This is a genomic window from Amycolatopsis oliviviridis (genome assembly GCF_014654365.1).
In the GTDB taxonomy this organism is placed as follows: Bacteria; Actinomycetota; Actinomycetes; order Mycobacteriales; family Pseudonocardiaceae; genus Amycolatopsis; species Amycolatopsis oliviviridis.
This window is the reverse complement of the sequence record NZ_BNAY01000007.1, coordinates 238,095-260,967: the sequence shown is the minus strand read 5'-3', so window position 1 is coordinate 260,967 and position 22,873 is coordinate 238,095. Positions and strand designations below refer to the sequence as shown.

Genomic DNA, 22,873 nt, shown 5'->3' with positions numbered 1-22,873 from the left:
AACTCCCAAGCGGTCTGCGTCAGGGTTCGAGGTGAGCGAGCACGGGAAGAGACCATTCCTCGGCCTTCTCCGGCGATGTGACGGCGAAGAGGTAGGCGCCCTCGGCCTCCCCTGCTTGATCCGAGGATCCGTTCCGAAGCGACCGGATCCACGCGGGATGCGGGTTGGCGCTGACCGCACCGACCAGGGCCAAGTCCAGGTCGCCGCCTTCGAGGAACCGAGCGGCGGTCTCGAAGGAACGCAGCAACGACGCCTCCCCGGCGTCGACCACCAGGTTCAGGCCCCGTAGGTCGAAGTGGTTGGCGATCCGGGAGGCGATCACGTTCGGCATCACCCCGGGCTGGGTGTCCGCGCTGATCGCGGGCCAGGTGCTGTCCACCTCCGACCACAGGCGGTCGAGGAAGTCCGCCACCGCGGGTGAGGAGGTATCACCTGCCGCGGCACGGATGTCGTCGAAATGCACCCGCAACTGCGCGCCGTGCATCGCAGAGGTCTGCCCCATGACCCCGAACAGGACTCCCGTGTGGTCGCGGTGCCGCGTACACAGTTCCCGGACCGGCTCGGGCAGCTTCGACATGCACTCCAGTGCCATCAGCTGTGCACGGTCGATCCGCCGCATCATCGGTGGTGGCATCGCGACGCCGTCGATCCGGTGGACCGGGTAGACCGCGCCGAAGGAGGTCTTGCCGGCCTCCGGCTCGCAGGCCGACCAGCCGATCACCGCCAAGGGCCGGGACCGGGTGGACACCGGGGTGGTAGCGCGCGGATGCCATCGCGCAGGGAGGTACTCGGAAACCACGGCCGTCGCGTTCGTTCCGCCGAAGCCGAAGGCGGCCACCGCGCCGGTCCTGGCCCTGTCGCCGGGTTCGCGCCGCCAATCGGTGACCTGGCGCGGCACCTCGATCATCGAGGTATGTGCCGAGACCCGGGCGGGCAGGCGTTCGAACCTGTGCTGAGGCGGGATCCTGTCGTGGCGCAGGCACAGCAGCAGATGGATCAGCGACACCACACCGGCGGGCCAGCCGGTGTGCCCGATGACGGACTTGTTGGAGACCACGGTGACCGGACGGTCGGGCGCGTACACCTCGGCGATGCCGAGCAGTTCAGCGGTGTCGCCCGTGGGGGTGCCGGTGGCGTGCGCGATGACGAGGTCGATCTCGTCCGGGCCGGTGCCTGCCTTGGCCAGCGCCCGCCGGGCCGCCATGACCTGCCCCGTGGTGGCGGGTGCGTTGATGGCTTTGCCCTTGCCATCAGCGGAGAGACCGACACCACGGACGACGCCGAGTACGGTGTCACCGTCAGCCAAGGCGCGGGACAGTTTCTTGAGCGCCACCAATCCCGCTCCATCGGCGAACAGCACGCCGTTGGCGCCTTCGTCCAGCGAACGGACCTCGCCGGTCGGCGACAGCCCGCCCATCTTCGCGAAGGCGACCATGTAGGTCACCTGCATGACCGCCGCGCCCCCGCAAACGGCGACGTCGCAGCGGCCCGAATTCAGTTCCCGGATGCCGCGGTCCAGCGCGTACAGCGACGACGAACATGCGGTGTCCACCACGTGCACGGCGGAGTCGCCGGGAAGGATTCCTTCGATCGCTTCCCGGGCGATAGCGTGTGGCAACGATCGCCTGGCATCACCGCGGCCATGCCGGAACCGGTCGAGAACACCCCGCTCCACCCGAGCTCTTTCCTCGTCGGTCAGGCCTTGTGCGTGCGGCCCGCCGAGTGCCTCCCGCACCGCGGTCACCACCTGCGTCTCGGACAGGTGCTGGCTGCCATCGGCTGTGAGCCCGACACAGAACGCGACGCGGTCGCTCGTGCCGACGCTGGTGTTCTCCAGCGCCTGGTACAGGCTGTGCCGCAACCAGAGGGTGCTGTAGTCGGTGGCAGTGACATCCGGTGCTTCGGCAGCGAGTCGGGGATCGGGACGGAAATCGGTGATGAGCCCGGCGACCGGCTGGGAGCCCTTGTCCGGCACGTCGTTGCGGTCCGGGCTGAACGCGCCGGTCACCCAGCGATCGGAAGTGGCCTCCGTGAACAGCTTCGGCCCGCCGACCAGTACGTCCCAAAACTCGTCCGGGCTCGATGCCCCGGGCACGGCCATCCCCATCCCCACCACGACGACCGGGTCGTCTGTGCTCGCTTCAGGCTCCGATGTCTCGGGAGGCACGGCAGCCTCCACAGCCGGCAACGAAGGTTCCTTGGCCGCCCGGAGATTCTCGGGTAGATCCCCACACATCAGGTCGACGCCGCCGTCGGCACTGACCGTCTGTCCGGTGATCCAGCGCGACCGGGGCGACGCGAGGAAGGCGATCAGTTCGGCGAACTCGTCGACCTCACCCAGCCTGCCGCCCAGTGGCGTCCGCGCCCGCATCATCGAGGCGAAGTCCTGGAAACCCGGGAACATCCGCCCGCCCGCGGTGTCCAAGAGCCCGCCGGAGGCGGTGTTGACCCGGATCCCGGCCGGCCCCAGTTCCACCGCAAGATAGCGGGTCATCGCCTCGAGCGCGGCCTTGGTCACTCCGATGGCGAGATAGTCCCGCAACACCGAGCGGGCACCCACCGACGACACGTTGACCACACTGGCCCGCCCGCTCGCGGTCAGCAGCGAGCGAGCCCGCTGCACGCAGCGCAACGGGGCCTTGACGTTCATCGCCAGAGCGCGGTCGAGGTCGTCTTCGCTGATCCCCGAGGCGGTGCCGAAGATCCCGAGAGCGGCGTTGTTGACCAGGATGTCGAGGCGCCCTTCGGCCTCCCCGATCTCATCCACGATCTGCCCGACGTGCTCGTCCTTGGCCACCGAACCGCGCGCGAGCCGGACGTCCAGCCCTTCGGCCGTCAGCCGCCCGGCGATCTCCTTCCCGCGTCGGAAGGAGTGGAAGCAGTTGAGATAGACCACCGCCCCGCGTCGGGCCAGCAGTTCCACGACCGCGGAACCGACCCCACCCGCGCCGCCGGTCACCAGTGCCACGTGACCCCTCAGTTCCTGTTCCACAGGACTCACCTGCTGTTGGTCACGTAGTCGGTGACCTTGGCGAGCGTGTCGAGGTCGGTACTACGGAACCCCGGCTCGGGCGAGGGCAGATCGAAGATCCGCCTCGCCTTGGTCAGCAACTCCGTCTGGCGCATCGAGTCGACTCCGAGGTCCGCTTCCAGGGCCGCGTCCTCCGCCAGGACCTCGACCGGGTACTCCAGCGCTTCGGCATACAGTTCCTGAAGCCGGGAAAGGACTTCTTGACGGCTCAGAGCCGCACCAGGTTCCGGCTCCGGCACCACCTGGGTCGACGCTGGAGCCGGGTCCGCTTGCCGAGGCTGAGAGATCGGAGCGGGGCGCCCCGTCTCCGCCAGGCCGCTCACCGCCGAAGCTAGCGGGAAAGCCACGCGGACCAGCTTGCTGAGGGTTTCACCCGCGCCCAGCTCCACAAAGGACCGCCTTCCCGCAGAATAGAGTTCCGACAGGGTTTCCCGGAACAGAACCGGATGGGACAAATGGAGGCCCAGCAAAGTCGCCAGGTCATCGCCGTCCCGGTACCGGCGACCGAGAATCGGGGAATGGACCGGGGTGTCGAACGTTTCTGTCTTGTACTCGGCGACTTTCGCGGCCAGCGCCCGTCCCGCCGGTACAAGTGCGTGGTTGTGGAACCCATAGGGGGAGGACACTTCTCCAACACCGATTCCGAGCGCTTCCGCCACCGCACCTGCCGTCGCCAGTTGTGTGGAAGGACCGGAGAGCACAGTCTGCTCCGCAGCGTTGTCCACCGCGAGAGTCAGCCCCGGCAGGTCCGCGAGCGCGAGCAGGAGTTCGGCCCTCGACCGGCCACAGCGCAGTGCCAGCAATCCCCCTTCGGAGGCGTGTGCGCGCAGGACCTCGTTGCGATCGCAGACGATCGAGGCACCGTCGGCCACCGAGTACGCTCCGGCCGCCACCAGGGCTGCGATCTCACCGAAACTGTGTCCGACCAGCAAATCCGGAACCGTGCCGCGGACAACGAGCATCCGGTGCGCGGCGACTGAGACACCGAAGATGGTCAACTGGAGTTCGTCAGGGTGCCGGGTGAGCATTTCCTCGATCGAAGGCGCCTCAGGAGTAAACACCACCGAACTGACCGTGCGGCCGGTGCGGGATCGATGGACCTCGTCGAGCGTTTCGAATACCTCGTGTACCGGCTCGTCACCCTGCGCCCAGAGGCCGGCTAGCGCACCGGGGCGGTAGGCCCCTTGGCCGGGAATCAATCCGACTTCAGCCTGTCCGAGGTTCATCGTCCGAAACACCCTTTCGTCCGAATTCTGCGCTGTCGCAGCAGAAAAGCGCGAGGTCTTCGATGTTCGGGACGGTATAGGAGCGCACCCTGGCCGACGATTAGAATTGCCCGATCACGGCTCCGGACCGCCCTTTCGTCACTGAGAAAACTGGAATTAATCCACTTTAGACTGAGGTTCCTTGACGAACTGAGCGACTCCACGCGATGCCTTGCGCGCCCGCGCCGGCGAGTGCCGGCAGGCCGCGCCTTCAGACGTTCCGCACGACCATCTTCCCGAAACTTTGCCAGTGAAAGTCACCTCATCGAAATCGATGGTGCCAGAGAAGGTCGCGCCGTTGAACCCGACAGTGCCCGCGAAGAACGCCTCGCAACGTGCGTACCCGCGCGCCGAAGACGGAGCTGCTCGCGATGGCGTAGCGCGAGTACCGCTGGCGGACCGTCTACTCGCCCTGAACAACCTCGTCTACGGCAGCATCCGACGACGACGAACCGCATCGCTCAGGCCACAACTGCTCCAGCCGACACTCAGCGGCTTCGTTCTCACGCAGCCAGCTGTCTACTTCAGGCCGAGCGCGCCGTGGGCGGTTCCGGCCGCTTCCATGGTGGTGTTGCGTTCGGTGGAGGAGGGCCGACCCACTGTCCGGTCTCCTTGTCTCTGGGAGCTGTCTCGAGCAGACTCCGGAAACCGGCTTCGGTGCCACAGTCGCGGACGAGCTTGGCAATGTATGCCTGGGTGTAGCCGGATGAGGGTCGCCGACAGGAGGGCGCACGCCGAGCTTCTTCCATGCAGCGGTGAAGAGGGCCCTGGTGAAACAGAACGGGATCTGTTCCTGGATCGCCTTTGCGGCTTGCGTGGGCTTCAGGAGCCCACGCCCGACGACTTGTCGTTTCTGCTCTTCGCCGACCGCGTGTTCGGCCCTGAACGTCGTTCGATCCTCGAAGCAGACCTGGCAGACGCCGACGACCACGCCACATCCGAGCGCGAGGAAGAACGAGCCCGAATCAAGCGACAACTCGCCGAACTAGGCGGCGATGAGAAGCAACTCCAGGCGAAGATCGCCGACCTGGACGAGGCGGATCTGACTCTCCCAAGGGATGACGTCAGATGAACTGCCCCCGATCGACGCACTTCCCTACCTGGCGATCAACCTCGCAAAGGCGCCAGAACCGTATCTACGTGCCCTGTTCGAATCCGTTCAGCTCGCCATCGTGGTCCACGACGACGGCGACCATGCGACAATCACGATCAAGCTCCCGGCATGCCTCCCGGCGCAGCGCGCCTGGTCGGCTTGTGGGGTTGCTGTTGGTGCCCCCGGTGAGATTCGAACTCACACTGGACGGGTTTTGAATCCGTTGCCTCTGCCAGTTGGGCTACGGGGGCGGTACGGGGGTGAACTTTACGGGATCCCGGGAGTGCGCCTTTCGCCGGGCCCGGGAGTGTGACGACCGTCTGACGTGGTGAACGCCATCTCGCCGACTGGATCGTTCCCGGTAGGCTTCAGGTTCGCGGACAGTCCGCGAGCCGAATTGCCCGACGACCTTCAGGAGGACCCCGGTGACCGAGCAGGCTGCCGAGGCCAACGGTGCCGTCGCCGCACCCCAGCGGCGGGTGCTCGTGGCCGAAGACGAGGCCCTCATCCGTCTGGACCTCGTCGAGATGCTCCGCGAAGAGGGCTACGAGGTTGTCGGTGAGGCCGGGGATGGCGAACAGGCCATCAACCTTGCCACCGAATTGAAGCCCGACCTGGTGATTCTCGACGTCAAGATGCCCAAGCTCGACGGGATCGAGGCCGCTTCCAAGATCACCGGCGACCGGATCGCGCCGGTCGTCATCCTGACCGCGTTCAGCCAGCGCGACCTCGTCGAGCGGGCCAGGGACGCGGGAACGATGGCGTACCTGGTCAAGCCTTTCGCCAAGCGCGACCTGGTGCCCGCCATCGAGCTGGCCGTGAGCCGGTTCGCCGAGCTCCAGGCCCTCGAGTCCGAGGTCGCGGGCCTCACGGACCGGCTCGAGACGCGGAAGGTCATCGACCGCGCCAAGGGCCTGCTGATGAGCCGTCAGGGGCTCACCGAGCCGGACGCTTTCCGTTGGATACAGCGCACCGCGATGGACCGCCGGACCACGATGAAGGCCGTGGCGGAGGCCGTCGTCGAGAGTATCGGCTGACGAAGCCGGAAAGGCCGCCTCACCTCCGTCGCCGGAGGTGAGGCGGCCTTTTTCTTTACAGGCCGCTGGCCGTCCGCATCACCCAGTAGACGTCGGTGTTCTCGACCGTGCCGCCCAGCCGGGCGGAGCCGGGGCCTTCGGCGGTGACCGGGGTGTCGGCGCCGGTGTGGTCGTGGGTCGTCCAGTCCACAGTGAACCGAAGCTTCGAACCCGGTACATCGAACGGACCGTCCTGCTCAGGGTCGGTGTCGTCGGCGTCGTAGTTCTCGATGCTCAGTCCGCCGGTCTCGTGGTCGCCGCCGATGATCACCAGCGTGTCGGGGTGCGCGCGGACGAACCGCAGGACCTCGGCGACCGTGGCGTCGAGCGCGCGGCCGGCGTCGATCACGCCGTGCGCGTTGTTCTCGTGCGACATCCCGTCGGTCCCCTCTTCCTCCAAGAAGAGGAAGAATCCGCGCGGATTCTTGGACAGCGTATCCAGCGCCTTGCGCGCCATCTGCTGGAGCGGCACTCGCGGCGCGTACTTCCCGACGCCGTCCGGGCCGTAGTCGACCATGTCCTCGTTCGCGAACAGGCCGAGGATCCGGTTCGCCCGCGTGGTCCGCAGCTCGTCTCCGTCACGCACGTAGGTGTAGCCCGTCCGCTGCGCGCGTTCGACCAGATTGCCGTACGGGCTGCGGCTCTCCTCCCCCGGCTTGTCCGGCCAGAGCCCGGGATTCCCCTTCGGGTACCACCAGTCCTCACCGCCGCCGAGCAGCACGTCCGGACGGCTGTTCTCGATGTACTGCTTCGCGATGTCGCTCTGCGAATCCCGGCTGGGCACGTGCGCGGCGAAGGCCGCGGGCGAGGCGCCCGTCACCTGCGCGGTGGTGACCAGCCCGGTCGATTTCCCCGCCCGCTTCGCCCGTTCGAGGATCGTTTCCAGCAGACGCCCGTGGACGTCCACCCCGACCGCGCCGTTACGCGTCTTGTGCCCGGTCGCCAGCGCGGTGGCCGCCGCGGCCGAATCGGTGACGATCTCGTCCTCGTCGTCGGACGACGTCCGCACGAGACCGGTGGCCGCGAGCCCGTCCATCGCCAGTTCGCCGCGTTTGCCCTTGAGCGCCAGCCGGAGCAGGTCGCGCTGGCCGAGACCGAGGCCGTCGCCCTGGATGTAGATGATGTTGCGCGCCGTCCGCGCCCCGGACCCCGCCGTCGTCGTCTCCGCGACGGCGGCCGAACCACCACAGAGGACCACCAGAACCGTCGCCACCGCCAGACCGCGTCCGCGCACATCGCCTCCCATTAGTTAGGAACCTTTCCTAACAGAGAACCCACGCGAACACCAGACAAGCCCGACAGGGATACCCACGGGCGATGAGATCCAGACCACACGATCGGGTCGTGACGATCTTCTCCCGGCTGGGTCTATGGAGTGTGGAAGCGAACCGGGACACCGCGAACTTCCGCGACAGGCAACGGAATCCGAACCGAGGAGATTGCGATGACGAACACCGCCACCACCGCCAAGCCGAACTCGAACTCCGCCGCCCCCGCCCCCGCCGAGAACAGCGCGCTGGCCTCCACCCAGGGCGTCACCACGATCGCCGACACCGTCGTGCAGAAGGTCGCGGGCCTCGCGACCCGCGAGATCACCGGCGTCCACGCCCTCGGCGGCGGTGCCGTGCGCGCCTTCAACGCGCTGCGCGAGCGCATCCCGGGCGCCACCGCGTCCGCCGGGCAGGGCGTCTCCGTCGAGGTCGGCGAGCGCCAGGCCGCGGTCGACCTGCAGATCGTCGTCGAATACGGCGTCGCGATCGCGGATCTCGCCAAATCGGTGCGCCGCAACGTGATCGGCGCGGTCGAGCAGATGACCGGGCTCGAGGTCGTCGAGGTCAACATCAACGTGTCCGACGTCCACATCCCGGGCGACGACGACGCCGACGAGCACACCGAGTCCGGCCGCGTCCAGTGACCATCGGCGCCGGCCCGCGCCCGACAGCAAGGAGAACGTTCATGAACGCCACCCATCTCGGCCTGTTGACCGGTCTCGTGCTCGGCGTGGCCGGCGCGTTCGGCGGCTTCGGAGCCTTCCTCGTCGTACTCGTCCTCGCCGTCCTAGGCCTGCTGGTCGGCCGGTTCCTCGACGGCAAGCTCGACCTTTCGGCCCTGGCCGGCCGCGACAGGGGCTGACCGCCATGACGACGATGACCGCCGCCGCGCCGGACACGGACGGGCGCGGCGGGCTGACCGTGGCCGGCGGTGCCGTCGAGCGGATCGCCGCGCAGGCGATCACCGAACTCGACGGCATCGGCGGCGCGGCCTCCCGGGTGCTCGGGATCGCGGTCGGCGGCGAGGACCTCGGCCAGGGCGCCAAGGTGAGCGCGAACGTCACCGGCTCGACGGCCACGCTGGATGTCCGGCTCTCGGTGAAATATCCGCTTTCGGTCCGCGCCACCACCGAAACCGCGCGAGAGCACCTGCTCCGCCGCGTCGGGGAACTCTCGGGCCTGACGATCACACGGGTCGACATCACCGTCACGGCCCTGCACTCCGCGGAGGCCGAAACGAGGAGGGTCCGATGAAACGACGTCCTCGCCGCAGTGTCCCGGCCGTGCTCGTCGCCCTCGTGGTGCTCGCCGGCTGTGTCCTCGCCGCCGCCGTCGCGGTCCAGACGATCATCGGGGAGAAGCCGTGGATCAGCTACGACGCCGTCGCGTCCGCACTGCACGGCACCCGATGGAGTGATCCACTCCCGGCGATCGCCGGTGGCGGGGTCGCGCTGATCGGCCTGCTGCTCCTGGTGAGCGCGATCGTCCCGGGGAGGCCGACCGTGCTGCCGCTCGACGGCGGCCCGGATTCCGGCGCCTCCCGGCGGAGCTACCGCTCGACCCTGCGCACCGCCGCGTCCACTGTGGACGGCGTCTCGGCGGCGAAGCTGAAGCTCAAGCGACGCGCGATCGTCTCGGTGGTGACCACCGGGCGGACGAACACCGCGGGGCTCGCCGACGCCGTCCGCGCCGCCATCGAGCACCGACTCTCCCAGATCGGCCCCGCCACCGTCCCCGCCGTGCGGGTCCGGGTCAAGGCCACGAGGAGCGCGTCATGACCGACCTCAACCGTCCCGCCCGGCTGAACCGCACCCTCCTGATCCTGACCGGGCTCGTGCTGCTCGCCGGTGGCCTCTTCGCCGTCGGCACCCATTTCGGCAAGATCCCCCTGCTCGCTCGCGGCACCACGCTCGTACCCGGAACGGCCCTGCCGCCCGGCTGGGTCTGGTACGCCGTCGCCGGGGGCGCGGTCGTCCTCGGCCTGCTGACGCTGCGCTGGCTCATCGCGCAGCCCGCCCGCAAACCCAGGTCCCGCACCTGGCGCTTCGACCAGGACACCGGCCAGACCGCGCTGGCCGCGAGCACCGCGGTGGAACCTTTCGTCGCGGAGGTCGCGACCTACCCCGGCGTCCACGCCGCGCATGCCACGCTGGGCGGCACCCAGGACGCGCCGGTGCTGGCCGTGGTGCTGAGCGCCGCGCAGGACGGCGACCTGGCCGCCATCCGCGAGCGGATCACCGAGGACGGGCTGCCGCGACTGCGTCAGGCACTGGACCTCGACGAGCTGCCGATGACCATCGAGTTCCGCTTCTCCGCCAAGGCCGGTCCCCGCATCACTTAGCACCCGTCCGCGGGCCCGCCGGCTCCGAACGCCTCGTGAGAGGTGTATCGGTGAGGGGAGCTGGGCGCGGTGAGCGGTGGCCAAGCGGAGCTGGAAGCGGAACTCGACCGACTGTGCCGCCGCGTCGCCGGCGCCGCGGAAGTCACGCTCGACCTGCGAGAACTCCCCGAACTACGGGATATCCGCTCCATCGTCGCCGACCAGCTCGGCTTCGGCCGCGGCGAGGACGAGCCGCTCGGTGCCCTGCTGCTGGTGGTCGACGAACTGGTGAGCAACGCGTACCGGCACACCGGCGGACCTGGCGAGCTGCGCGTCAACCGGCGCGTCCGCAGCTTCATGGTCGAAGTCTCCGATGACGACCCCGACCTGGAAGCCTTGCGATCCTCATCCGGAAGCGCGCATCACGGACTCCGGCTGATCCATCAGCTGACCCTCGATTGGGGTTTCCGCGAAGAGCGGACCGGGAAAACGGTGTGGGCACTGGTTCCCGCGCAGCTTTACTACGAACGTTGAGGAGCATTCGCATGTCCACCGTGACCCGGGCCGCCGACACCGTGCTCGACCGGACCCTGCTCGGTTACAGCAGTGTCGGGCACTTCCTGCGACGCCGGTGGTGGCCCGAAGACCCCGCGCCGGACGCGCTCGCGGGCAAGGTCGCGGTGGTGACCGGCGCGAAGGCGGGCCTGGGCAAGGCGACCGCCATCGGGCTGGCGAAGCTGGGGGCGACCGTGCGGATGGCGGTCCGCGGCGACGGTGACGCCGCCCGCGCCGAGATCGAGCGTGCCGTGCCCGGCGCGCGGATCGTCGTCGACCGGTGCGACGTCAGCCTGATGTCTTCCGTGCGCGACTATGCGAAAGACCTCGACGGCGAGGTCGACGTCCTCGTGCACAACGCCGGCGTGATGCCCGCCGAGCGTTCGGAAACGGCCGAGGGCAACGAGGTCATGCTGGCGACACACGTGCTCGGACCACATCTGCTCACCGCGTCGCTCCGGCCGAAATTCGCCGACGGGGCGCGGGTGATCTGGGTCAGCTCCGGCGGCATGTACAGCCAGCCGCTGCGCACCGACGACCTCCAGTACCACCAGGGCGAGTACAAGCCCGCCGCCGGCTACGCGCGCACCAAACGCATGCAGGTGGTGCTCGCCGAGCTCTGGGCGGACGAGCTGGACGGCTCGGGGATCACCGTGCACAGCGCCCACCCCGGCTGGGCCGACACCCCCGGGGTCGCGACCTCCTTGCCGACGTTCCAGAAACTGACCCGGCCGATCCTGCGGAACGCCGAGCAGGGCGCCGACACCTTCGTCTGGCTCGCCGCGGCCGAGGAACCCGCCCGGTACAACGGGATGTTCTGGCACGACCGCGTCCAGCGGCCGACGCATTACCTCGGCAAGACCCGGGAAACCGCCGCGCAGCGCCAGGAACTCTGGCAATCCTGCGAGCGGCTGACCAGTATCTGGTCCGTGTCCTAGGCGAGATTCACCATGACGACCGCCGGGACGGTGGGGGCGGGTGAGCCCCCGGCGGGTTCAGCGGTGATGCCGATCCGGTCGATCCCGCCCGGCAGGTCCGCGAGGACCGGGCGAGTCCGATGTGGACCGTCGTCGGCCAGCAGCCCGGCGGAATGGACGCCGCTCTTTCCGATGAGCCAGACCTGATACGCCTTGCCGGGCGCCAACGGCGGCAGCTCACCCGCCATCACGACGATCTTGCCCTGGCTCCGCGAGGTCACGACCGTGGTCGTCCCGGGCTTGGCGCCCTTGGCCGTCGAGGCGTCGGGTGCGGTGAGCACTGAATTCACCGAGGCGAGTTGCTGCTGCGCCGGGTCGGTCCCCAGTTCGGTGTTCGCGGTGACCAGGCCGAACACCAGCGCCGCTGCGGCGGCCGCCCCGGCACCCCACAAGACGATCCGCAGAGGTGGCTTCTTCGCCGGCCGGGTTCGCCGGACGGCCGCGACCAGCGGGGGCCACTGGCGGGTCTGGGCGACCTGCGTGAGCGTCGCTTCCCGCAGCCTCGGCGGCGGAACGGCGGCGAGCGCCGTCCCCAGCCGCGCCGCGGTCTCCTGCAGCTCCTGGACCTCCTGGGCGCACGCGGGGCAGCCGCGCAGATGCTTCTTGAACGCCTCGGCCTCTTCCTCAGGGACGGCGTTCAGGGCGTAAGCCCCGGTCAATGTGTGCAGTTCCGCGGTCATTGCCCCACCCCCAAGCAGTCACGCAGCCGGATCAGGCCGTCGCGGATGCGGGTCTTCACCGTGCCGGGCGCGGTCTTCAGCACTTCCGCGACTTCCGGGTAGGTGTAGCCGTTGTAATAGGCCAGCACCACCGATTCCCGTTGCAGGTCGGTCAGCGCGGACAGGCACTGGCGCACGCGCTGCTGTTCCAGGTTGGTGATCGTCGATTCGGCGACCTCGTCGAACGGGCGACGGAAGTCGAGCCTGCCCGCGCGGTCGTCCCGGTCGAGCGCGGCCTGATGCGAACGCACCCGGTCCACGGCCCGCCGGTGCGCGATGGTGAGCACCCAGGCCAGCGTGCTCCCCTTGCCCGGTTTGAACCGCGCCGCCGTCCGCCACACCTCCACCAGGACTTCCTGGGTCACCTCCTCGGCGAACGTGCCGTTGCGAACGACCCTGTTCACCACTCCCCAGACCGGTCCTGCCACGACGTCGTACAGGTCGGCGAACGCCTGTTCGTCACCGGCCGCGACTCGTTGCATCAGGCTCGCCTCGGCGGACCCCGTGCCGATGCCACCGCTTCCGCGCGGACTCGTCCGCACACCCTCGACCATCAAGCTGCCTCCACCTCACCCGACGCCCGGCTACGCGGTTCCTAGGCGTCTGGGAGGGATTCGGTGCCGGGAGCGGATCGGACTGGTCCGCGTCTCACCCTTGTTCGTCGAGCACGGTGTCCATTGTGGACCGCAGATCCCGCAGGAAGGCCTCGATCCGGTCGATCTCCTCGGCCGGATACTTCGCGACCAGCCCCGCGAGCCCCGCGCTGAACGGGCCGAAGAACTCCCGCGCGGGCCCCTGGATGTCAGGACCGCTGCGCAGGGTCACTTTCCGCCGGTCAGCGCTCTCGCGGGTCCGCACGACGTAGCCGAGGTTCTCCAACCGGTTGAGCAGGTTCGTGGTCGCGCCGGAGGTCAGCGAAATGCGTTCGCCGAGCCGTGCCGGGGATAGCGGCGAGCCGGTGTCTTCGGCGTAGAGGATCTCCACGAGCGCGGCGGCGTCGGTGGAGTGCAGGCCGAGCCAGTTCGCGAAACGCCTGGTGAACTCGGTGTAGTTCGCCCCGAAGCCGCGGAGGCCGTCCAGCAGCGACGTGGTCCGCGCCACGACGTCGTCCTCCATCACCCCTCCTCGGATCCGTGCTTTGACAACTTACCGGCCGCAAATATACCTTCATCATGAAGCTACTTTCTCATGAAGGAGTTGTAGTGCTCCCCGATCCCTTCGCCGCGACGACGCGCGGCATCACCGAGCCCGACCCCGTCCGCCCCGCGCTGAGAGCCGCCGGTCCCCTCGTCGAAGTGGCCGCCCCGGCCGGCGGAAGCGCGTGGATCGTGACCGACGAGGAGCTGGCCCGCGAGGTCCTGGCCGACCCCCGCATCGCCAAAGATCCCGCGCTGGCTCCCGAAAGCTGGGACCGCGCCGGGCTGGAACAGACCGCGGCGGAACAGCCGTCCTTGACCACGCTGGACGGCCCCGATCACGCGAATCTGAGGCGGGCGCACGCCCCGCTGCTGAGCGCCAAGCGGATCCAGGCGCAATCCGGCCGGATCCATGAGATCGCCCGCGAACTGCTCATGGATCTGGGCGAGGAACCCGTAGACCTGATGGACGGGTTCTCCACCCGGTTCCCGCTGATGGTGCTGCTCGACCTGCTCGGCATCCCGCTCGACCTCGTGGACGCCGCCGCCGACGCCTGCCGCCGCATGTCCGGTCCGGAACCGGACGCACAGGGGAAGGCCATCGCCGCGATCGCGGGTCTCGCGGCGGCGGGCCTGACTCCGGACCGGCACGGGCTCGCGGCGGAACTACGCGACCGTGTCCCGCCCGGGACGACCGAAGACGACCTGAGGTATCACCTGTTCGGGTTGATCTTCGCCGGGCAGCTGACCACCGACGCCTCGATCGGCTTCCTGGTCGCGCGACTTCTCAATGGGGACAAGGCATCCGAGGACGACCTCGTCCGCGAAACCCTCCGGGACCATCCGCCCGCGCCGTTCACGCTCTGGCGGTTCACCACCGAGGAGCTCGACTTGGCCGGGGCCCGGCTCCCCGCCCGGGCGCCCGTGCTCGTCGACATCCAGGGCATCAACACCGATCCAGGCCGGCGGCCCGGCCCGGATCTGGCTTTCGGCGCGGGCCCGCATTTCTGCGTCGGTGCCCAGCTCGCGCAGCTCGAACTTCGGGCGGCCGCGACGATTCTGCGCACGGACTTCCCGAAAGCCCGGCTCGCCGTGCCTTATGCCGGACTCCGGCAGACGTTCCTCGGCGGCATCCGGGGCACGCGGCTCACGAGCCTGCCGGTACTCCTGCACGGCTGACCCGCGCGAGTGAAGGACGGGCCGGGGCACGGAAACCGCTGCCCCGGCCCGGAACGAGCCGCTACTTCTTGAAGGTTTCGCGGATCTTGTCGGCCGCGTCGCCGACGGCGTCCTTCACGTTCTCGACGGCGCCCTTGAGACCGGCCTTCGCCTGGTCCGTCTGGCCTTCCGCGCGCAGTTCCTCGTTGCCGGTGGCGTCGCCGGCGGCCTCCTTGGCCTTACCGCCGAGCTCTTCGGCCTTGTTGCTGATCTTGTCGCCCAACGACATCGGGTCCTCCTCCGTCCGTGGCGCGCGGATCGTGCGCCGTACACGGGAAGGACAACCGAAGATCAGGATTCGTCACGCGCACGGACGGGTGATCGCCCTCACCCCACGCGCCACGGCATGTGCTGGAGTGTCCAAGTGTTGCCGTCCGGGTCGCTGAAGGCCGCGTAGAAGACGCCACCCATGTCCTCGACCGGGCCGACTTCGGCGCCCCTGGCGATGAGCTCGGCGCGAGCCGCTTCGATGTCGGCCACCACGAGATGCAGCCCGCGCAAGGTCCCGACCGGCATGTCGAGCGTCGCGAGCCCGGTGCTCAACATGATCGAGCAGGCCGAACCGGGCGGCGTGAGCTGGACGATCCGGACCCCGCCCGCGGGCGTGACGTCGACGTCGAGCCGGAACCCCAGCCGGTCGATGTAGAACTCCTTCGCCCGATCGACGTCGCTGACCGGAACCGGCACGAGTTCGAGCAGGAACGTCCCAGGCGGGACAGGGGGCGCGGGCGGGGTGTCGGTCACGGACGTTCCTTTCGCCGGAAGGGTTTCACTCAAGCAGGGAAGCTACAGCGGCCGCGAACGCTTCAGGAGCTTCTTGGGGAACGTTGTGGCCGACTCCCGGCAGGACCCGGTGGTCGTACGGGCCCGTGAAGTACTCGCGGTCGTCCTCGGCGCTGGGCCCGCCGACGCCGTCGTCCCCGCTTTCCAGCACGACCGTCGGCACCGTGATCACCGGTTCTTTCGCGATCAGGTCTTCGAGTGCCTGGTACCGCGGATCGCCTTCCGCCAGGCCGAAGCGGTGACGGTACGAGTGGATGACGACGTCGACGAAGTCCGGGTTGTGGAGGCTGGGAGCGCTGGCCGGGAACGCCGCGTCGGCGCCTGCCCAGGTCGGCGACCAGGTGCGCCACAACAGGGCGCACAGTTCTTCGCGGTTCTCCGCCAGCCCGCGGCGGCCGCGCTCGGAGTGGAAATAATATTGGTACCAGTAGGTTCGTTCCCAGTCGGGCGGTGCCGGTTCGCCCGCGTAAGCGAGGTTCTGGACGTTGTAGCCGTCCACCGAGACCAGCCCGCGCACGCGCTCGGGCCGGAGCGCGGCCACGATGCACGCCGCGCGGCCACCCCAGTCGTATCCGGCGACGACGGCCTTCTCCAGCCCCAGCGCGTCCATGAAGTCGAGCAGATCCTGCGCGAGCGCGGCCTGCTGCCCGGAGCGGGGCGCGGCGTCGTCGAGGAACCGCGTCCCGCCGAAACCGCGGAGATACGGCACGTACACCGAGGCGCCACCGGCCGCGAGGATGGCGGCGGCCTCGTCGTAGGCCCGCACGTCGTACGGGAACCCGTGGAGCAGGATCACCGGTGGCGCGCCCGCCTCACCGGCATGTTCGTACTCGATCTCCAGGACCGGTGTGGTGACGCGCTTCGAAGCCATCACCCGATCCTTTCACGAAGATCAGCCGGACCAGCCACTCAGCCGGGTCAGAAGCCGTTCCAGGACTTCGGGATCGGCGCCGACGGGTCCCCCGGAGACGGGTTCGTCCACCAGGGTCCGGCGGTCGCCCCGCCGCGGCAGCTGGACCTGTCCGGCGGACAGGCCACCGGGCAGCGGCAGCTCGCACCAGAAGGTCACGCCGCCGGTCTCGCTCGGCGCCACCCCGGTCCGCTCGCCGGGCGCGGGGGTCGGCACGGGAAGCCCGTCCAGCTCGTGGTCGACCTCGATGACCAGCACATCCGACCGCAGGCGCAATCTCAGCGTCAGGAACGGCGGCTCCTTCGGATCGGCGGCGTCGACCAGCGTGCCCACCAAAGCGGCGGCGGCGGTCTTCGCCTGATCGAGCAACGGCCGCAAGGACCAATCCGACAAGATGAGACGGACGAAGAGCTCGGAGCACAACACCGCGTTCGGTTGTGCCACCAGCCGGAGGTCGTCCACCTGGGAAGTGCGCGCGCTCAAACCAAGGCCTTCCTCGTCGACGTGCGAGCGTGCATCATGCCACTCCATCCGGTGACGGGCTCCGGCCGCCTCGATCAAGCCTTTGGTCCAGTGGAGTGACGCGGCTTTGGTCCTGTCCATCAGACCAAACGGGGCGCAGAGTGGACGGCGTGAGCATCGCCTTCCTGATCACCACGCTGATCGTGGTCGCCACGCCCGGCACCGGCGTGGTCTACACCTTGTCCGCGGGCCTGGCCCGCGGCCGCCGCGCGAGCATCATCGCCGCGACCGCCTGCACCCTCGGGATCGTCCCCCACATGGTGGCCGCCGTGACCGGCCTCGCGGCGCTGCTGCACGCGAGCGCGGTGGCCTTCGAGATCATCAAGTACCTCGGCGTGGCCTACCTGCTCTACATGGCGTGGGCGACGTTGAGGGACCGGGAGGCGATCGTCGTCGAGGGCGATCCCGAACCGGCGTCGGCGCTGCGGACGATCACCTCCGGCGTGCTGATCAACGTCCTGAACCCGAAGCTGACGCTGTTCTTCTTCGCGTTCCTGCCCCAGTTCGTCCCGGCGGGCGAACCCGGTTCCGTCCCGCGGATGCTGCTGCTGAGCGGGGTGTTCATGCTGGCGACGTTCGTGGTGTTCAGCGTGTACGGCGTCCTCGCCGCCGGCGTGCGCCACCACGTCCTTTCCCGGCCGCGCGTGCTCGCCTGGACCCGGCGGGTCTTCGCCGGTTCCTTCGCCGCGCTCGGCGCCAAACTCGCGTTCACCACCCAGTAGACAGGTCTCCCATGCGACTCCAGCACCACCCCGACGTCCGCGCCGAGCACCCCACCCTCGCCGTCGGCACGTTCGAAGCCACCGGTATCACTCCCGAAATGCCTGTCGACCTCGAAAAGTTCATCGAGCGGGCGACGCGACGGCTCGCGGACGGCCCGGAATCGGAATTCCCCGAGATCCAGGCCTGGCGCCGGGCGTTCGCCAAGATGGGCCTGAAGCCCACGCAGTACCGCTGCGCTTCGGAGTCGCTGCTGCGCCGTCTCCGGAAAGAAAGGTCGCTCCCCCGGATCCACCCGGTGATCGATCTCTGCAACGCGGTCTCGGTCGCGTACGCCATCCCGGTCGCGGTGCTCGACGTCTCGAAGATCAGCGGCTCCCTCGAAGTTCGTCACGCGCGCGGCGACGAGAAATACGTGACCTTCGCGGGCACTGTCGAGCATCCGAACCCGGGTGAGGTGATCTTCGCCGACGAAGACGGGCAAGCCCACGCGCGGCGGTGGACAAACCGGCAGAGCGGGCATTCCGCGGTCTCCGCCACGACGTCCGACGTGCTGATCGTTTCCGAAGGGCTGCACGCGACCGCGGCCGAGGACGTCCGGCTCCTGATCGAGACCATCGAGGGGGAACTCAGGAGGCCTTGAGCGCCTTCTCCAGACCGGCGCGCGTCATCTTCGAACGCCCCTTGATGTTCCGCTCCCTCGCGAGCTTCTCCAGGTCCGCCTTCGACAACGAGGACAGGTCCTTCTTGTCCGGGGGCTTCTTCGCCCCGGACTTCTTGGCCTTCCCGCTCTCGACGCTCTTCGAAAGCGCCTCGAACAGGTCGACGACCTTCGTCGGCTCGCCGGGTTCGATGGCGGGCGTAATGGTCTCGCCCTTCTTCTTGGCCTTGATCAGCTTCCGCACGCGATCGGTGTAGGTGTCGCGGTACTCCTCGGGCCGCCAGTCGTCGCTCATCGCGTCGATCAGATTGACGGCCATGTCCAGTTCCTTGCCGCGCGCCTTGGCCTTGCCCGGCAGATCCGGCAGCTCCTGGGCGGGATCCCGCAGGTCGGCGGCGAAATGCAGGGTGTTGAGCACCATGACGCCGTCGCCCGAACGGACCAGTGCCAGGTACTCGCGGCCGCGCATGACGAACTTCGCGATCCCGGCCTTGCCCGACGAACGCATCGCTTCGAGCAGCAGCGCGTACGGACGCTCGAACTCGTCCTTCGCGGGCGCGAGCCAGTACGTCTTGTCGAAGAACATCGGGTCGATGGCGTCCAGTTCGACGAAGCTCTCGATGTCGAGCGACTTCGACCGGCCGGGGGCGATCTCGTCGAGCTCGGCGGGTTCGACGACCACGTACTCACCGCTGTCCAGCTCGTATCCCTTGACGATGTCGTCGAAGTCGACCTCCTTGCCGGTGCGCTCGTTCACCCGCCGGTACCGGACGCGGTCCTCGGTGCCGCGCTGGAACTGGCGGAAACGCACCGTGTGGTCCTCGACCGCGCTGTACAGCCGGACCGGCACCGTCACCAGACCGAGCGAAAGCGAACCGCTCCAGACCGGGCGCATGGGCACACTCCTCTCCTCAAGCGCCTGATACCCGCGACGGCGGCGGATCACACCTGGTCAGAGGCTGAACGCGAGGGACTGCAGGAGGACGACCGCGAGGAACACGAGGGTGAAGGCCAGATCGAACGCCACCCCGCCCGCCCGCACCGGGCGGACCACGCGGCGGACCGGCGCCAGCACGGGCTCGGTCACCCGGTGGGCGATCCCGCGCGCCCGGAAGGTCCACGGAGGCAGCCTGGTGGCGAGGTTGACGGCCCAGTCCAGCACCATCCGGACGACGAGCACGATCAGGAACAGGGTGAGCAGGACGCCCAGCAGATCGCCAAGAGCACTCATGTCGGCACACTCCTCTTTGGTCCAGTGTGCCGCGCCTTGCTGGGAGAAACCTGTGACGAAAGAAAGGGCTTCCAGGGCGGTTGGCCACCCCCAGTACGAAGGCCAACCGCCGCGGAGCCCCTACACACGGTTCGGCGCGCTGCCCCGTCGCGCCGTGCCCGTCAGCTGATGTCTTCAGCTTTCCAAGGCCCTGCATCGGAATTACATCGGCTCGTCACCGACGGCATCCGCGCAGTTCAGGAGCGGCCAGGCGTAGAATCGAACCGGTTTGAAGGCAGGCGAGTGCCCGCCCGTTAGGCCGAATGCCGCACGGCGTACCCGCGCCGACCTGGCTGGAGACCGACGCGGTGGGCTAGGGTGCCGGTCAGCCGGCGAACGGACTGGAGGTAGTGCGTGAGCACGCTCACGGTCTCGGACGACATAGTCGCATATGACCGCTGATCGTTTACCCGATTCGGCGGAATCCGCCCTCACCCCCGGCGATCCGAAACACCCCGGTCAGCGATCCCAGCTCAGCTTTTCCGTTCTCGGCCCGCTGGAGGCCGAGGTCGACGGCGTGCCCGTCCGGCTGGGCGGACGCCGTGAACAGCGCCTCCTCGCCGCCCTGCTGATCAACGCGGGCAGGCTGGTCCCGGTCTCGTACCTGATCGGCACGATGTGGCCGGAGCGGCCGCCGAAGACCGCTGTCCGCCAGGTCAGCAACGCGATCGCGCGGCTTCGGCACGACCTCGGCGTGGCCCGGTCCGCCGTGGTCACCACCGGCTCCGCCTACCGTGTCGTCACCAGCAGCGCCACGGTCGACTCGGTCCGCTTCGAAGCGGACTACAACCAGGGCGTCGAGCTCCTGGCGGCCGGGCTGCTCTCCCAGGCGGCCGCCAAGCTCTCGGACGCGCTCGCACTCTGGCGCGGCCCGGCCTTCGACGGTCTCGAAGGCGACGCCATCGAGCAGACGGCGCGCAGGCTCGACGAAGAACGCCTCGCCGCCTCCGAGCTCCTGATCGGCGCCAGGCTCCGGCTGGGCGAGACCGAAGCGGCCGCCCGCGAAGCCTTCGACCTGGCCGCCTGGCATCCCACCCGCGAGACGCTCCAGGTCCTCACCATGCTGGCGCTCTACCGGGCGGGCCGCGGCGCCGACGCGCTCCGGACGTTCGACCGGACGAGGAGCGCGCTCGCCGAGGAACTCGGCGTCGACCCGAGTGCCGAACTGAGCGCGCTCCACCAGCAGATCCTGCGTACCGACGCCGAGCTGATGCAGGACGCCGCCCTCGTCCGGTACGGCGTCGGCGGGCTCCGGGCCGGGAGGGAAACCGGCGGGCGACGCGAAGACGCGGACGCGCAGAAGGCTCTCTTCCCGCGCCCCGCGCAGCTTCCCGCGGACCTCCCGGCGTTCGGCGGTCGCGCCGCCGAGCTGCGGACGGTCCTCGAAATCGGCCAGGACGACTCCATGACGGGGCCGCGGCTGATCGCGATCGACGGCATGCCCGGGGTCGGCAAGACAGCACTGGCCGTCCACTCCGCGCACCGGCTCGCACCGCTGTTCCCCGACGGGCAGCTGTTCGTGAACCTCGAAGGGTTCTCGCCGGCGGGCGATCCCGTCGACCCGGGGGCCGCGCTCGAAGCGCTGCTGCGGTCGCTCGGTATCCAGGGTTCGGACATCCCCGCCGCGACCGACCAGCGCGCCGCGCTGTTCCGCAGCTGCCTCGCCGGCAAACGCATGCTGGTGGTGCTGGACAACGCCATCGGGGCGACGCAGGTGAGCCCGCTGCTACCCGGTTCGGCGAGTTGCTGCGTGCTGATCACCAGCCGGACCCGGCTCGTGGACCTCGACGGCGCCGAACTGCTCTCCCTGGAACCGTTCAGCCGGGCCGACGCGGTGGACCTGCTCGGCCGGATCGTCGGGCCTTCCCGGCTGAAGCGGGAATCCCCCGACGCGGCCGACCAGGTCGCGAGCCTGTGCGGTGACCTCCCGCTCGCGCTGGCCGTCACGGCGAGCCGGCTGCGGGCGCGGGCGTCCTGGACGCTCGACTTCGTCGCCCGGCAGTTGCGCGACGAGCGGAACAGGTTCGGCGAGCTCACCGCCGGGGAACGCGATGTCGCGGGTGCCTTCCGAGTGTCCTATCTGAACTTGTCCGAAGCCGAGCGCCGGGTGTTCCGCCGGTTGAGCCACCATCCCGGTGCCGCGTTCGATCTTCACTCGACGGCGGCCCTGGCCGAAGTGGACCTCGGCGAGGCCCGCCGTCTCGCCGAACGCCTCGTCGACGTGAACCTGCTGCGGCAGCCGTCGATGGACCGGTACGAGATGCACGACCTCCTCCGCAGCTACGGCCGCGAACTCCTGCTCGCGGAGGAGCCCGAACACCAGCGCGAAGCGATGATGCGGCGGCTGTTCGACTACTACCGCAGCACCGTCGCGGCCGCGATGGACTTCATCGACCCCGATTCCGAAGACGAGCCAGGCGGCCTTGAAGCGCCGAAGAGCGAGTTCGGACAGTCGTTCGCCGACTACGACCAGGCCGCGCACTGGATGGACGCCCAATGGCAGAACGTCCTGCCGGTGGCCGTCGCGATGAACAACCACCAGCGCTACTCGGACCTGGTGCTCTTCTGCGCGGCGGTCTGGCGCTACTTCGACAACCGCGGCTACTACCGTCAGGCCAGGGAGCTGGAGACCCTCGCCCTGTCCGCCGCGCGGGTCACGGGGAACGTCGTCCTCGAGTACCAGGCCCTGCACATGTACGCGCTGACCCTGTGGCGGCTCAACGAGTTCACCGAAGCGAACCGACTGTTCAACGAGGTGTTCGAGCTGGCGTCGACCACCGGCGACGTGCGGATGCAGTGCCGGGCCAGGGGCAATTCGGGGGTCACCCACTGGCTCAAGGGCGAGTCCGACCAGGCGATCGAACATCTCGGCTGGGTCCGCGAGACGGCCCACGCCCACGGCAGCGTGCTCATCGAAGCCCGCGCCAGGCATCGGATCGGACTGATCCTCACCGAGAACAGGCGCTATGCGGAAGCAGCCGCGGAACTCGACCAAGCGCTGAGACTGGCCCACGAGAACGAATCACCCGATCTCGAGGCGGAATGCCTTCTCGCTCTCGGTATCAATTCGCGTGCACTCGGCGATGGCGAACTCGCGGTCACCCAGTTCCGGACCGCGATGAAAGTGCTCGAATCGACCGGGAATCGCAGCATGTTGCCGATCGCCCACAAGGAGTTGGCATCCGCTTTCGACATTCTCGGTGAGCAACTGAATGCGGAACGTCATCGCCGCTTCGCTTTACGCTTATACACCGATCTCGGCATCTTGGAGTCGCCCGAAGCCCGCGAACTCAAACAGCACCTGAACGATTACTCGGCGTAATTCTCCGTTCTGCTCCGGTACTCT

At 68.8% G+C, this 22,873-nt stretch carries 25 protein-coding genes and 1 tRNA gene; 13 read left to right on the top strand and 13 right to left on the bottom strand.

What is annotated here, in order from left to right:
- Nucleotides 1-19: 19 nt before the first annotated feature.
- Nucleotides 20-2,992, bottom strand: a complete 2,973-nt coding sequence (locus IE302_RS29185) for an SDR family oxidoreductase (protein WP_191257631.1) — start codon at nucleotides 2,990-2,992, stop codon at nucleotides 20-22.
- Between the two features lie 5 nt (nucleotides 2,993-2,997).
- Nucleotides 2,998-4,257: an acyltransferase domain-containing protein gene (locus IE302_RS29180; protein WP_191257630.1), complete on the bottom strand. Its 1,260-nt coding sequence runs from the start codon at nucleotides 4,255-4,257 to the stop codon at nucleotides 2,998-3,000.
- A 745-nt stretch (nucleotides 4,258-5,002) separates the two neighbouring features.
- Between IE302_RS29180 and IE302_RS29175 the strand changes: the two genes are divergently transcribed.
- A complete protein-coding gene (locus tag IE302_RS29175; protein ID WP_191257629.1) occupies nucleotides 5,003-5,368 on the top strand; it encodes a hypothetical protein in 366 nt (121 codons plus the stop codon).
- Between the two features lie 195 nt (nucleotides 5,369-5,563).
- On the opposite strand, the gene IE302_RS29170 is transcribed toward IE302_RS29175, so the two are convergent.
- Nucleotides 5,564-5,640, bottom strand: a tRNA-Leu gene (locus IE302_RS29170).
- A gap of 174 nt (nucleotides 5,641-5,814) precedes the next feature.
- Between IE302_RS29170 and IE302_RS29165 the strand changes: the two genes are divergently transcribed.
- Complete coding sequence (locus tag IE302_RS29165; RefSeq protein WP_005157321.1) at nucleotides 5,815-6,426, top strand: ANTAR domain-containing response regulator; 612 nt, start codon at nucleotides 5,815-5,817, stop codon at nucleotides 6,424-6,426.
- A 55-nt stretch (nucleotides 6,427-6,481) separates the two neighbouring features.
- On the opposite strand, the gene IE302_RS29160 is transcribed toward IE302_RS29165, so the two are convergent.
- Nucleotides 6,482-7,699 (bottom strand): alkaline phosphatase, encoded by a 1,218-nt coding sequence (locus IE302_RS29160; RefSeq protein ID WP_191257628.1) that lies wholly within the window; start codon nucleotides 7,697-7,699, stop codon nucleotides 6,482-6,484.
- A gap of 210 nt (nucleotides 7,700-7,909) precedes the next feature.
- Between IE302_RS29160 and IE302_RS29155 the strand changes: the two genes are divergently transcribed.
- The 7 genes from IE302_RS29155 to IE302_RS29125 all read left to right on the top strand — a co-directional run bounded on the left by IE302_RS29155 (nucleotide 7,910) and on the right by IE302_RS29125 (nucleotide 11,549).
- A complete protein-coding gene (locus IE302_RS29155) occupies nucleotides 7,910-8,380 on the top strand; it encodes an Asp23/Gls24 family envelope stress response protein (protein WP_191257627.1) in 471 nt (156 codons plus the stop codon).
- A 41-nt stretch (nucleotides 8,381-8,421) separates the two neighbouring features.
- Nucleotides 8,422-8,598 carry a hypothetical protein gene (locus IE302_RS29150; RefSeq protein WP_005154991.1) on the top strand — a complete coding sequence of 59 codons (177 nt, stop codon included), beginning with the start codon at nucleotides 8,422-8,424 and terminating at the stop codon, nucleotides 8,596-8,598.
- A 5-nt stretch (nucleotides 8,599-8,603) separates the two neighbouring features.
- Nucleotides 8,604-8,990 carry an Asp23/Gls24 family envelope stress response protein gene (locus IE302_RS29145; protein WP_191257626.1) on the top strand — a complete coding sequence of 129 codons (387 nt, stop codon included), beginning with the start codon at nucleotides 8,604-8,606 and terminating at the stop codon, nucleotides 8,988-8,990.
- Nucleotides 8,987-9,514: a DUF6286 domain-containing protein gene (locus tag IE302_RS29140; protein WP_191257625.1), complete on the top strand. Its 528-nt coding sequence runs from the start codon at nucleotides 8,987-8,989 to the stop codon at nucleotides 9,512-9,514. Before IE302_RS29145 ends, IE302_RS29140 begins: the two co-directional genes overlap by 4 nt.
- Nucleotides 9,511-10,077: an alkaline shock response membrane anchor protein AmaP gene (amaP, locus tag IE302_RS29135; RefSeq protein WP_191257624.1), complete on the top strand. Its 567-nt coding sequence runs from the start codon at nucleotides 9,511-9,513 to the stop codon at nucleotides 10,075-10,077. Before IE302_RS29140 ends, amaP begins: the two co-directional genes overlap by 4 nt.
- 69 nt (nucleotides 10,078-10,146) lie before the next feature.
- On the top strand, nucleotides 10,147-10,590 hold the full coding sequence (locus IE302_RS29130; protein WP_191257623.1) for an ATP-binding protein: 444 nt from the start codon (nucleotides 10,147-10,149) through the stop codon (nucleotides 10,588-10,590).
- Between the two features lie 11 nt (nucleotides 10,591-10,601).
- Nucleotides 10,602-11,549 carry an SDR family NAD(P)-dependent oxidoreductase gene (locus IE302_RS29125; RefSeq protein WP_191257622.1) on the top strand — a complete coding sequence of 316 codons (948 nt, stop codon included), beginning with the start codon at nucleotides 10,602-10,604 and terminating at the stop codon, nucleotides 11,547-11,549.
- Here the strand turns inward: IE302_RS29125 and IE302_RS29120 are convergent.
- The 3 genes from IE302_RS29120 to IE302_RS29110 all read right to left on the bottom strand — a co-directional run bounded on the left by IE302_RS29120 (nucleotide 11,546) and on the right by IE302_RS29110 (nucleotide 13,423).
- A complete protein-coding gene (locus IE302_RS29120; RefSeq protein ID WP_191257621.1) occupies nucleotides 11,546-12,268 on the bottom strand; it encodes an anti-sigma factor in 723 nt (240 codons plus the stop codon). The genes IE302_RS29125 and IE302_RS29120 overlap by 4 nt on opposite strands.
- Nucleotides 12,265-12,861 (bottom strand): ECF RNA polymerase sigma factor SigK, encoded by a 597-nt coding sequence (gene sigK / locus IE302_RS29115; protein ID WP_191257620.1) that lies wholly within the window; start codon nucleotides 12,859-12,861, stop codon nucleotides 12,265-12,267. Before sigK ends, IE302_RS29120 begins: the two co-directional genes overlap by 4 nt.
- 94 nt (nucleotides 12,862-12,955) lie before the next feature.
- On the bottom strand, nucleotides 12,956-13,423 hold the full coding sequence (locus IE302_RS29110; protein ID WP_191257619.1) for a MarR family winged helix-turn-helix transcriptional regulator: 468 nt from the start codon (nucleotides 13,421-13,423) through the stop codon (nucleotides 12,956-12,958).
- Between the two features lie 86 nt (nucleotides 13,424-13,509).
- On the opposite strand from IE302_RS29110, the gene IE302_RS29105 reads away from it, so the two are divergent.
- The gene (locus IE302_RS29105; protein WP_191257618.1) at nucleotides 13,510-14,622 is read left to right on the top strand and encodes a cytochrome P450 family protein; all 1,113 of its coding nucleotides are present in this window, start codon (nucleotides 13,510-13,512) and stop codon (nucleotides 14,620-14,622) included.
- A gap of 61 nt (nucleotides 14,623-14,683) precedes the next feature.
- On the opposite strand, the gene IE302_RS29100 is transcribed toward IE302_RS29105, so the two are convergent.
- The 4 genes from IE302_RS29100 to IE302_RS29085 form a co-directional block, all read right to left on the bottom strand.
- Nucleotides 14,684-14,890 (bottom strand): CsbD family protein, encoded by a 207-nt coding sequence (locus IE302_RS29100; protein ID WP_191257617.1) that lies wholly within the window; start codon nucleotides 14,888-14,890, stop codon nucleotides 14,684-14,686.
- Nucleotides 14,891-14,988: 98 nt separating this feature from the next.
- Nucleotides 14,989-15,405, bottom strand: coding sequence for a VOC family protein (locus tag IE302_RS29095; protein WP_191257616.1), 417 nt, complete (start codon nucleotides 15,403-15,405; stop codon nucleotides 14,989-14,991).
- A 25-nt stretch (nucleotides 15,406-15,430) separates the two neighbouring features.
- A complete protein-coding gene (locus IE302_RS29090) occupies nucleotides 15,431-16,315 on the bottom strand; it encodes an alpha/beta fold hydrolase (RefSeq protein WP_191257615.1) in 885 nt (294 codons plus the stop codon).
- Nucleotides 16,316-16,336: 21 nt separating this feature from the next.
- Nucleotides 16,337-16,837, bottom strand: coding sequence for an ATP-binding protein (locus IE302_RS29085; RefSeq protein ID WP_191257614.1), 501 nt, complete (start codon nucleotides 16,835-16,837; stop codon nucleotides 16,337-16,339).
- Nucleotides 16,838-16,986: 149 nt separating this feature from the next.
- On the opposite strand from IE302_RS29085, the gene IE302_RS29080 reads away from it, so the two are divergent.
- Complete coding sequence (locus IE302_RS29080; RefSeq protein ID WP_191257613.1) at nucleotides 16,987-17,598, top strand: LysE family translocator; 612 nt, start codon at nucleotides 16,987-16,989, stop codon at nucleotides 17,596-17,598.
- Between the two features lie 11 nt (nucleotides 17,599-17,609).
- Nucleotides 17,610-18,239 (top strand): B3/B4 domain-containing protein, encoded by a 630-nt coding sequence (locus IE302_RS29075; protein WP_191257612.1) that lies wholly within the window; start codon nucleotides 17,610-17,612, stop codon nucleotides 18,237-18,239.
- Here the strand turns inward: IE302_RS29075 and ku are convergent.
- Together ku and IE302_RS29065 are read right to left on the bottom strand one after the other, a co-directional pair.
- Nucleotides 18,226-19,152, bottom strand: coding sequence for a non-homologous end joining protein Ku (ku, locus tag IE302_RS29070; protein ID WP_191257611.1), 927 nt, complete (start codon nucleotides 19,150-19,152; stop codon nucleotides 18,226-18,228). The genes IE302_RS29075 and ku overlap by 14 nt on opposite strands.
- A 57-nt stretch (nucleotides 19,153-19,209) precedes the next feature.
- Nucleotides 19,210-19,488 (bottom strand): YggT family protein, encoded by a 279-nt coding sequence (locus IE302_RS29065; protein ID WP_191257610.1) that lies wholly within the window; start codon nucleotides 19,486-19,488, stop codon nucleotides 19,210-19,212.
- Nucleotides 19,489-19,918: 430 nt separating this feature from the next.
- Between IE302_RS29065 and IE302_RS29060 the strand changes: the two genes are divergently transcribed.
- A complete protein-coding gene (locus IE302_RS29060) occupies nucleotides 19,919-22,849 on the top strand; it encodes an AfsR/SARP family transcriptional regulator (protein ID WP_191257609.1) in 2,931 nt (976 codons plus the stop codon).
- Nucleotides 22,850-22,873 lie beyond the last annotated feature (24 nt).

What these genes read in the sequence shown, in the direction of transcription:
- IE302_RS29060 (WP_191257609.1), top strand. Translation starts at nt 19,919, where the DNA reads ATGACCGCTGATCGTTTACCCGATTCGGCGGAATCCGCCCTCACCCCC.
- IE302_RS29125 (WP_191257622.1), top strand. Translation starts at nt 10,602, where the DNA reads ATGTCCACCGTGACCCGGGCCGCCGACACCGTGCTCGACCGGACCCTG.
- IE302_RS29075 (WP_191257612.1), top strand. Translation starts at nt 17,610, where the DNA reads ATGCGACTCCAGCACCACCCCGACGTCCGCGCCGAGCACCCCACCCTC.
- IE302_RS29150 (WP_005154991.1), top strand. Translation starts at nt 8,422, where the DNA reads ATGAACGCCACCCATCTCGGCCTGTTGACCGGTCTCGTGCTCGGCGTG.
- IE302_RS29175 (WP_191257629.1), top strand. Translation starts at nt 5,003, where the DNA reads ATGAGGGTCGCCGACAGGAGGGCGCACGCCGAGCTTCTTCCATGCAGC.
- ku (WP_191257611.1), bottom strand. Translation starts at nt 19,152, where the DNA reads ATGCGCCCGGTCTGGAGCGGTTCGCTTTCGCTCGGTCTGGTGACGGTG.
- IE302_RS29120 (WP_191257621.1), bottom strand. Translation starts at nt 12,268, where the DNA reads ATGACCGCGGAACTGCACACATTGACCGGGGCTTACGCCCTGAACGCC.
- IE302_RS29155 (WP_191257627.1), top strand. Translation starts at nt 7,910, where the DNA reads ATGACGAACACCGCCACCACCGCCAAGCCGAACTCGAACTCCGCCGCC.
- IE302_RS29065 (WP_191257610.1), bottom strand. Translation starts at nt 19,488, where the DNA reads ATGAGTGCTCTTGGCGATCTGCTGGGCGTCCTGCTCACCCTGTTCCTG.
- IE302_RS29180 (WP_191257630.1), bottom strand. Translation starts at nt 4,257, where the DNA reads ATGAACCTCGGACAGGCTGAAGTCGGATTGATTCCCGGCCAAGGGGCC.
- IE302_RS29090 (WP_191257615.1), bottom strand. Translation starts at nt 16,315, where the DNA reads ATGGCTTCGAAGCGCGTCACCACACCGGTCCTGGAGATCGAGTACGAA.
- IE302_RS29100 (WP_191257617.1), bottom strand. Translation starts at nt 14,890, where the DNA reads ATGTCGTTGGGCGACAAGATCAGCAACAAGGCCGAAGAGCTCGGCGGT.
- IE302_RS29110 (WP_191257619.1), bottom strand. Translation starts at nt 13,423, where the DNA reads ATGGAGGACGACGTCGTGGCGCGGACCACGTCGCTGCTGGACGGCCTC.
- sigK (WP_191257620.1), bottom strand. Translation starts at nt 12,861, where the DNA reads ATGGTCGAGGGTGTGCGGACGAGTCCGCGCGGAAGCGGTGGCATCGGC.
- amaP (WP_191257624.1), top strand. Translation starts at nt 9,511, where the DNA reads ATGACCGACCTCAACCGTCCCGCCCGGCTGAACCGCACCCTCCTGATC.
- IE302_RS29140 (WP_191257625.1), top strand. Translation starts at nt 8,987, where the DNA reads ATGAAACGACGTCCTCGCCGCAGTGTCCCGGCCGTGCTCGTCGCCCTC.
- IE302_RS29145 (WP_191257626.1), top strand. Translation starts at nt 8,604, where the DNA reads ATGACGACGATGACCGCCGCCGCGCCGGACACGGACGGGCGCGGCGGG.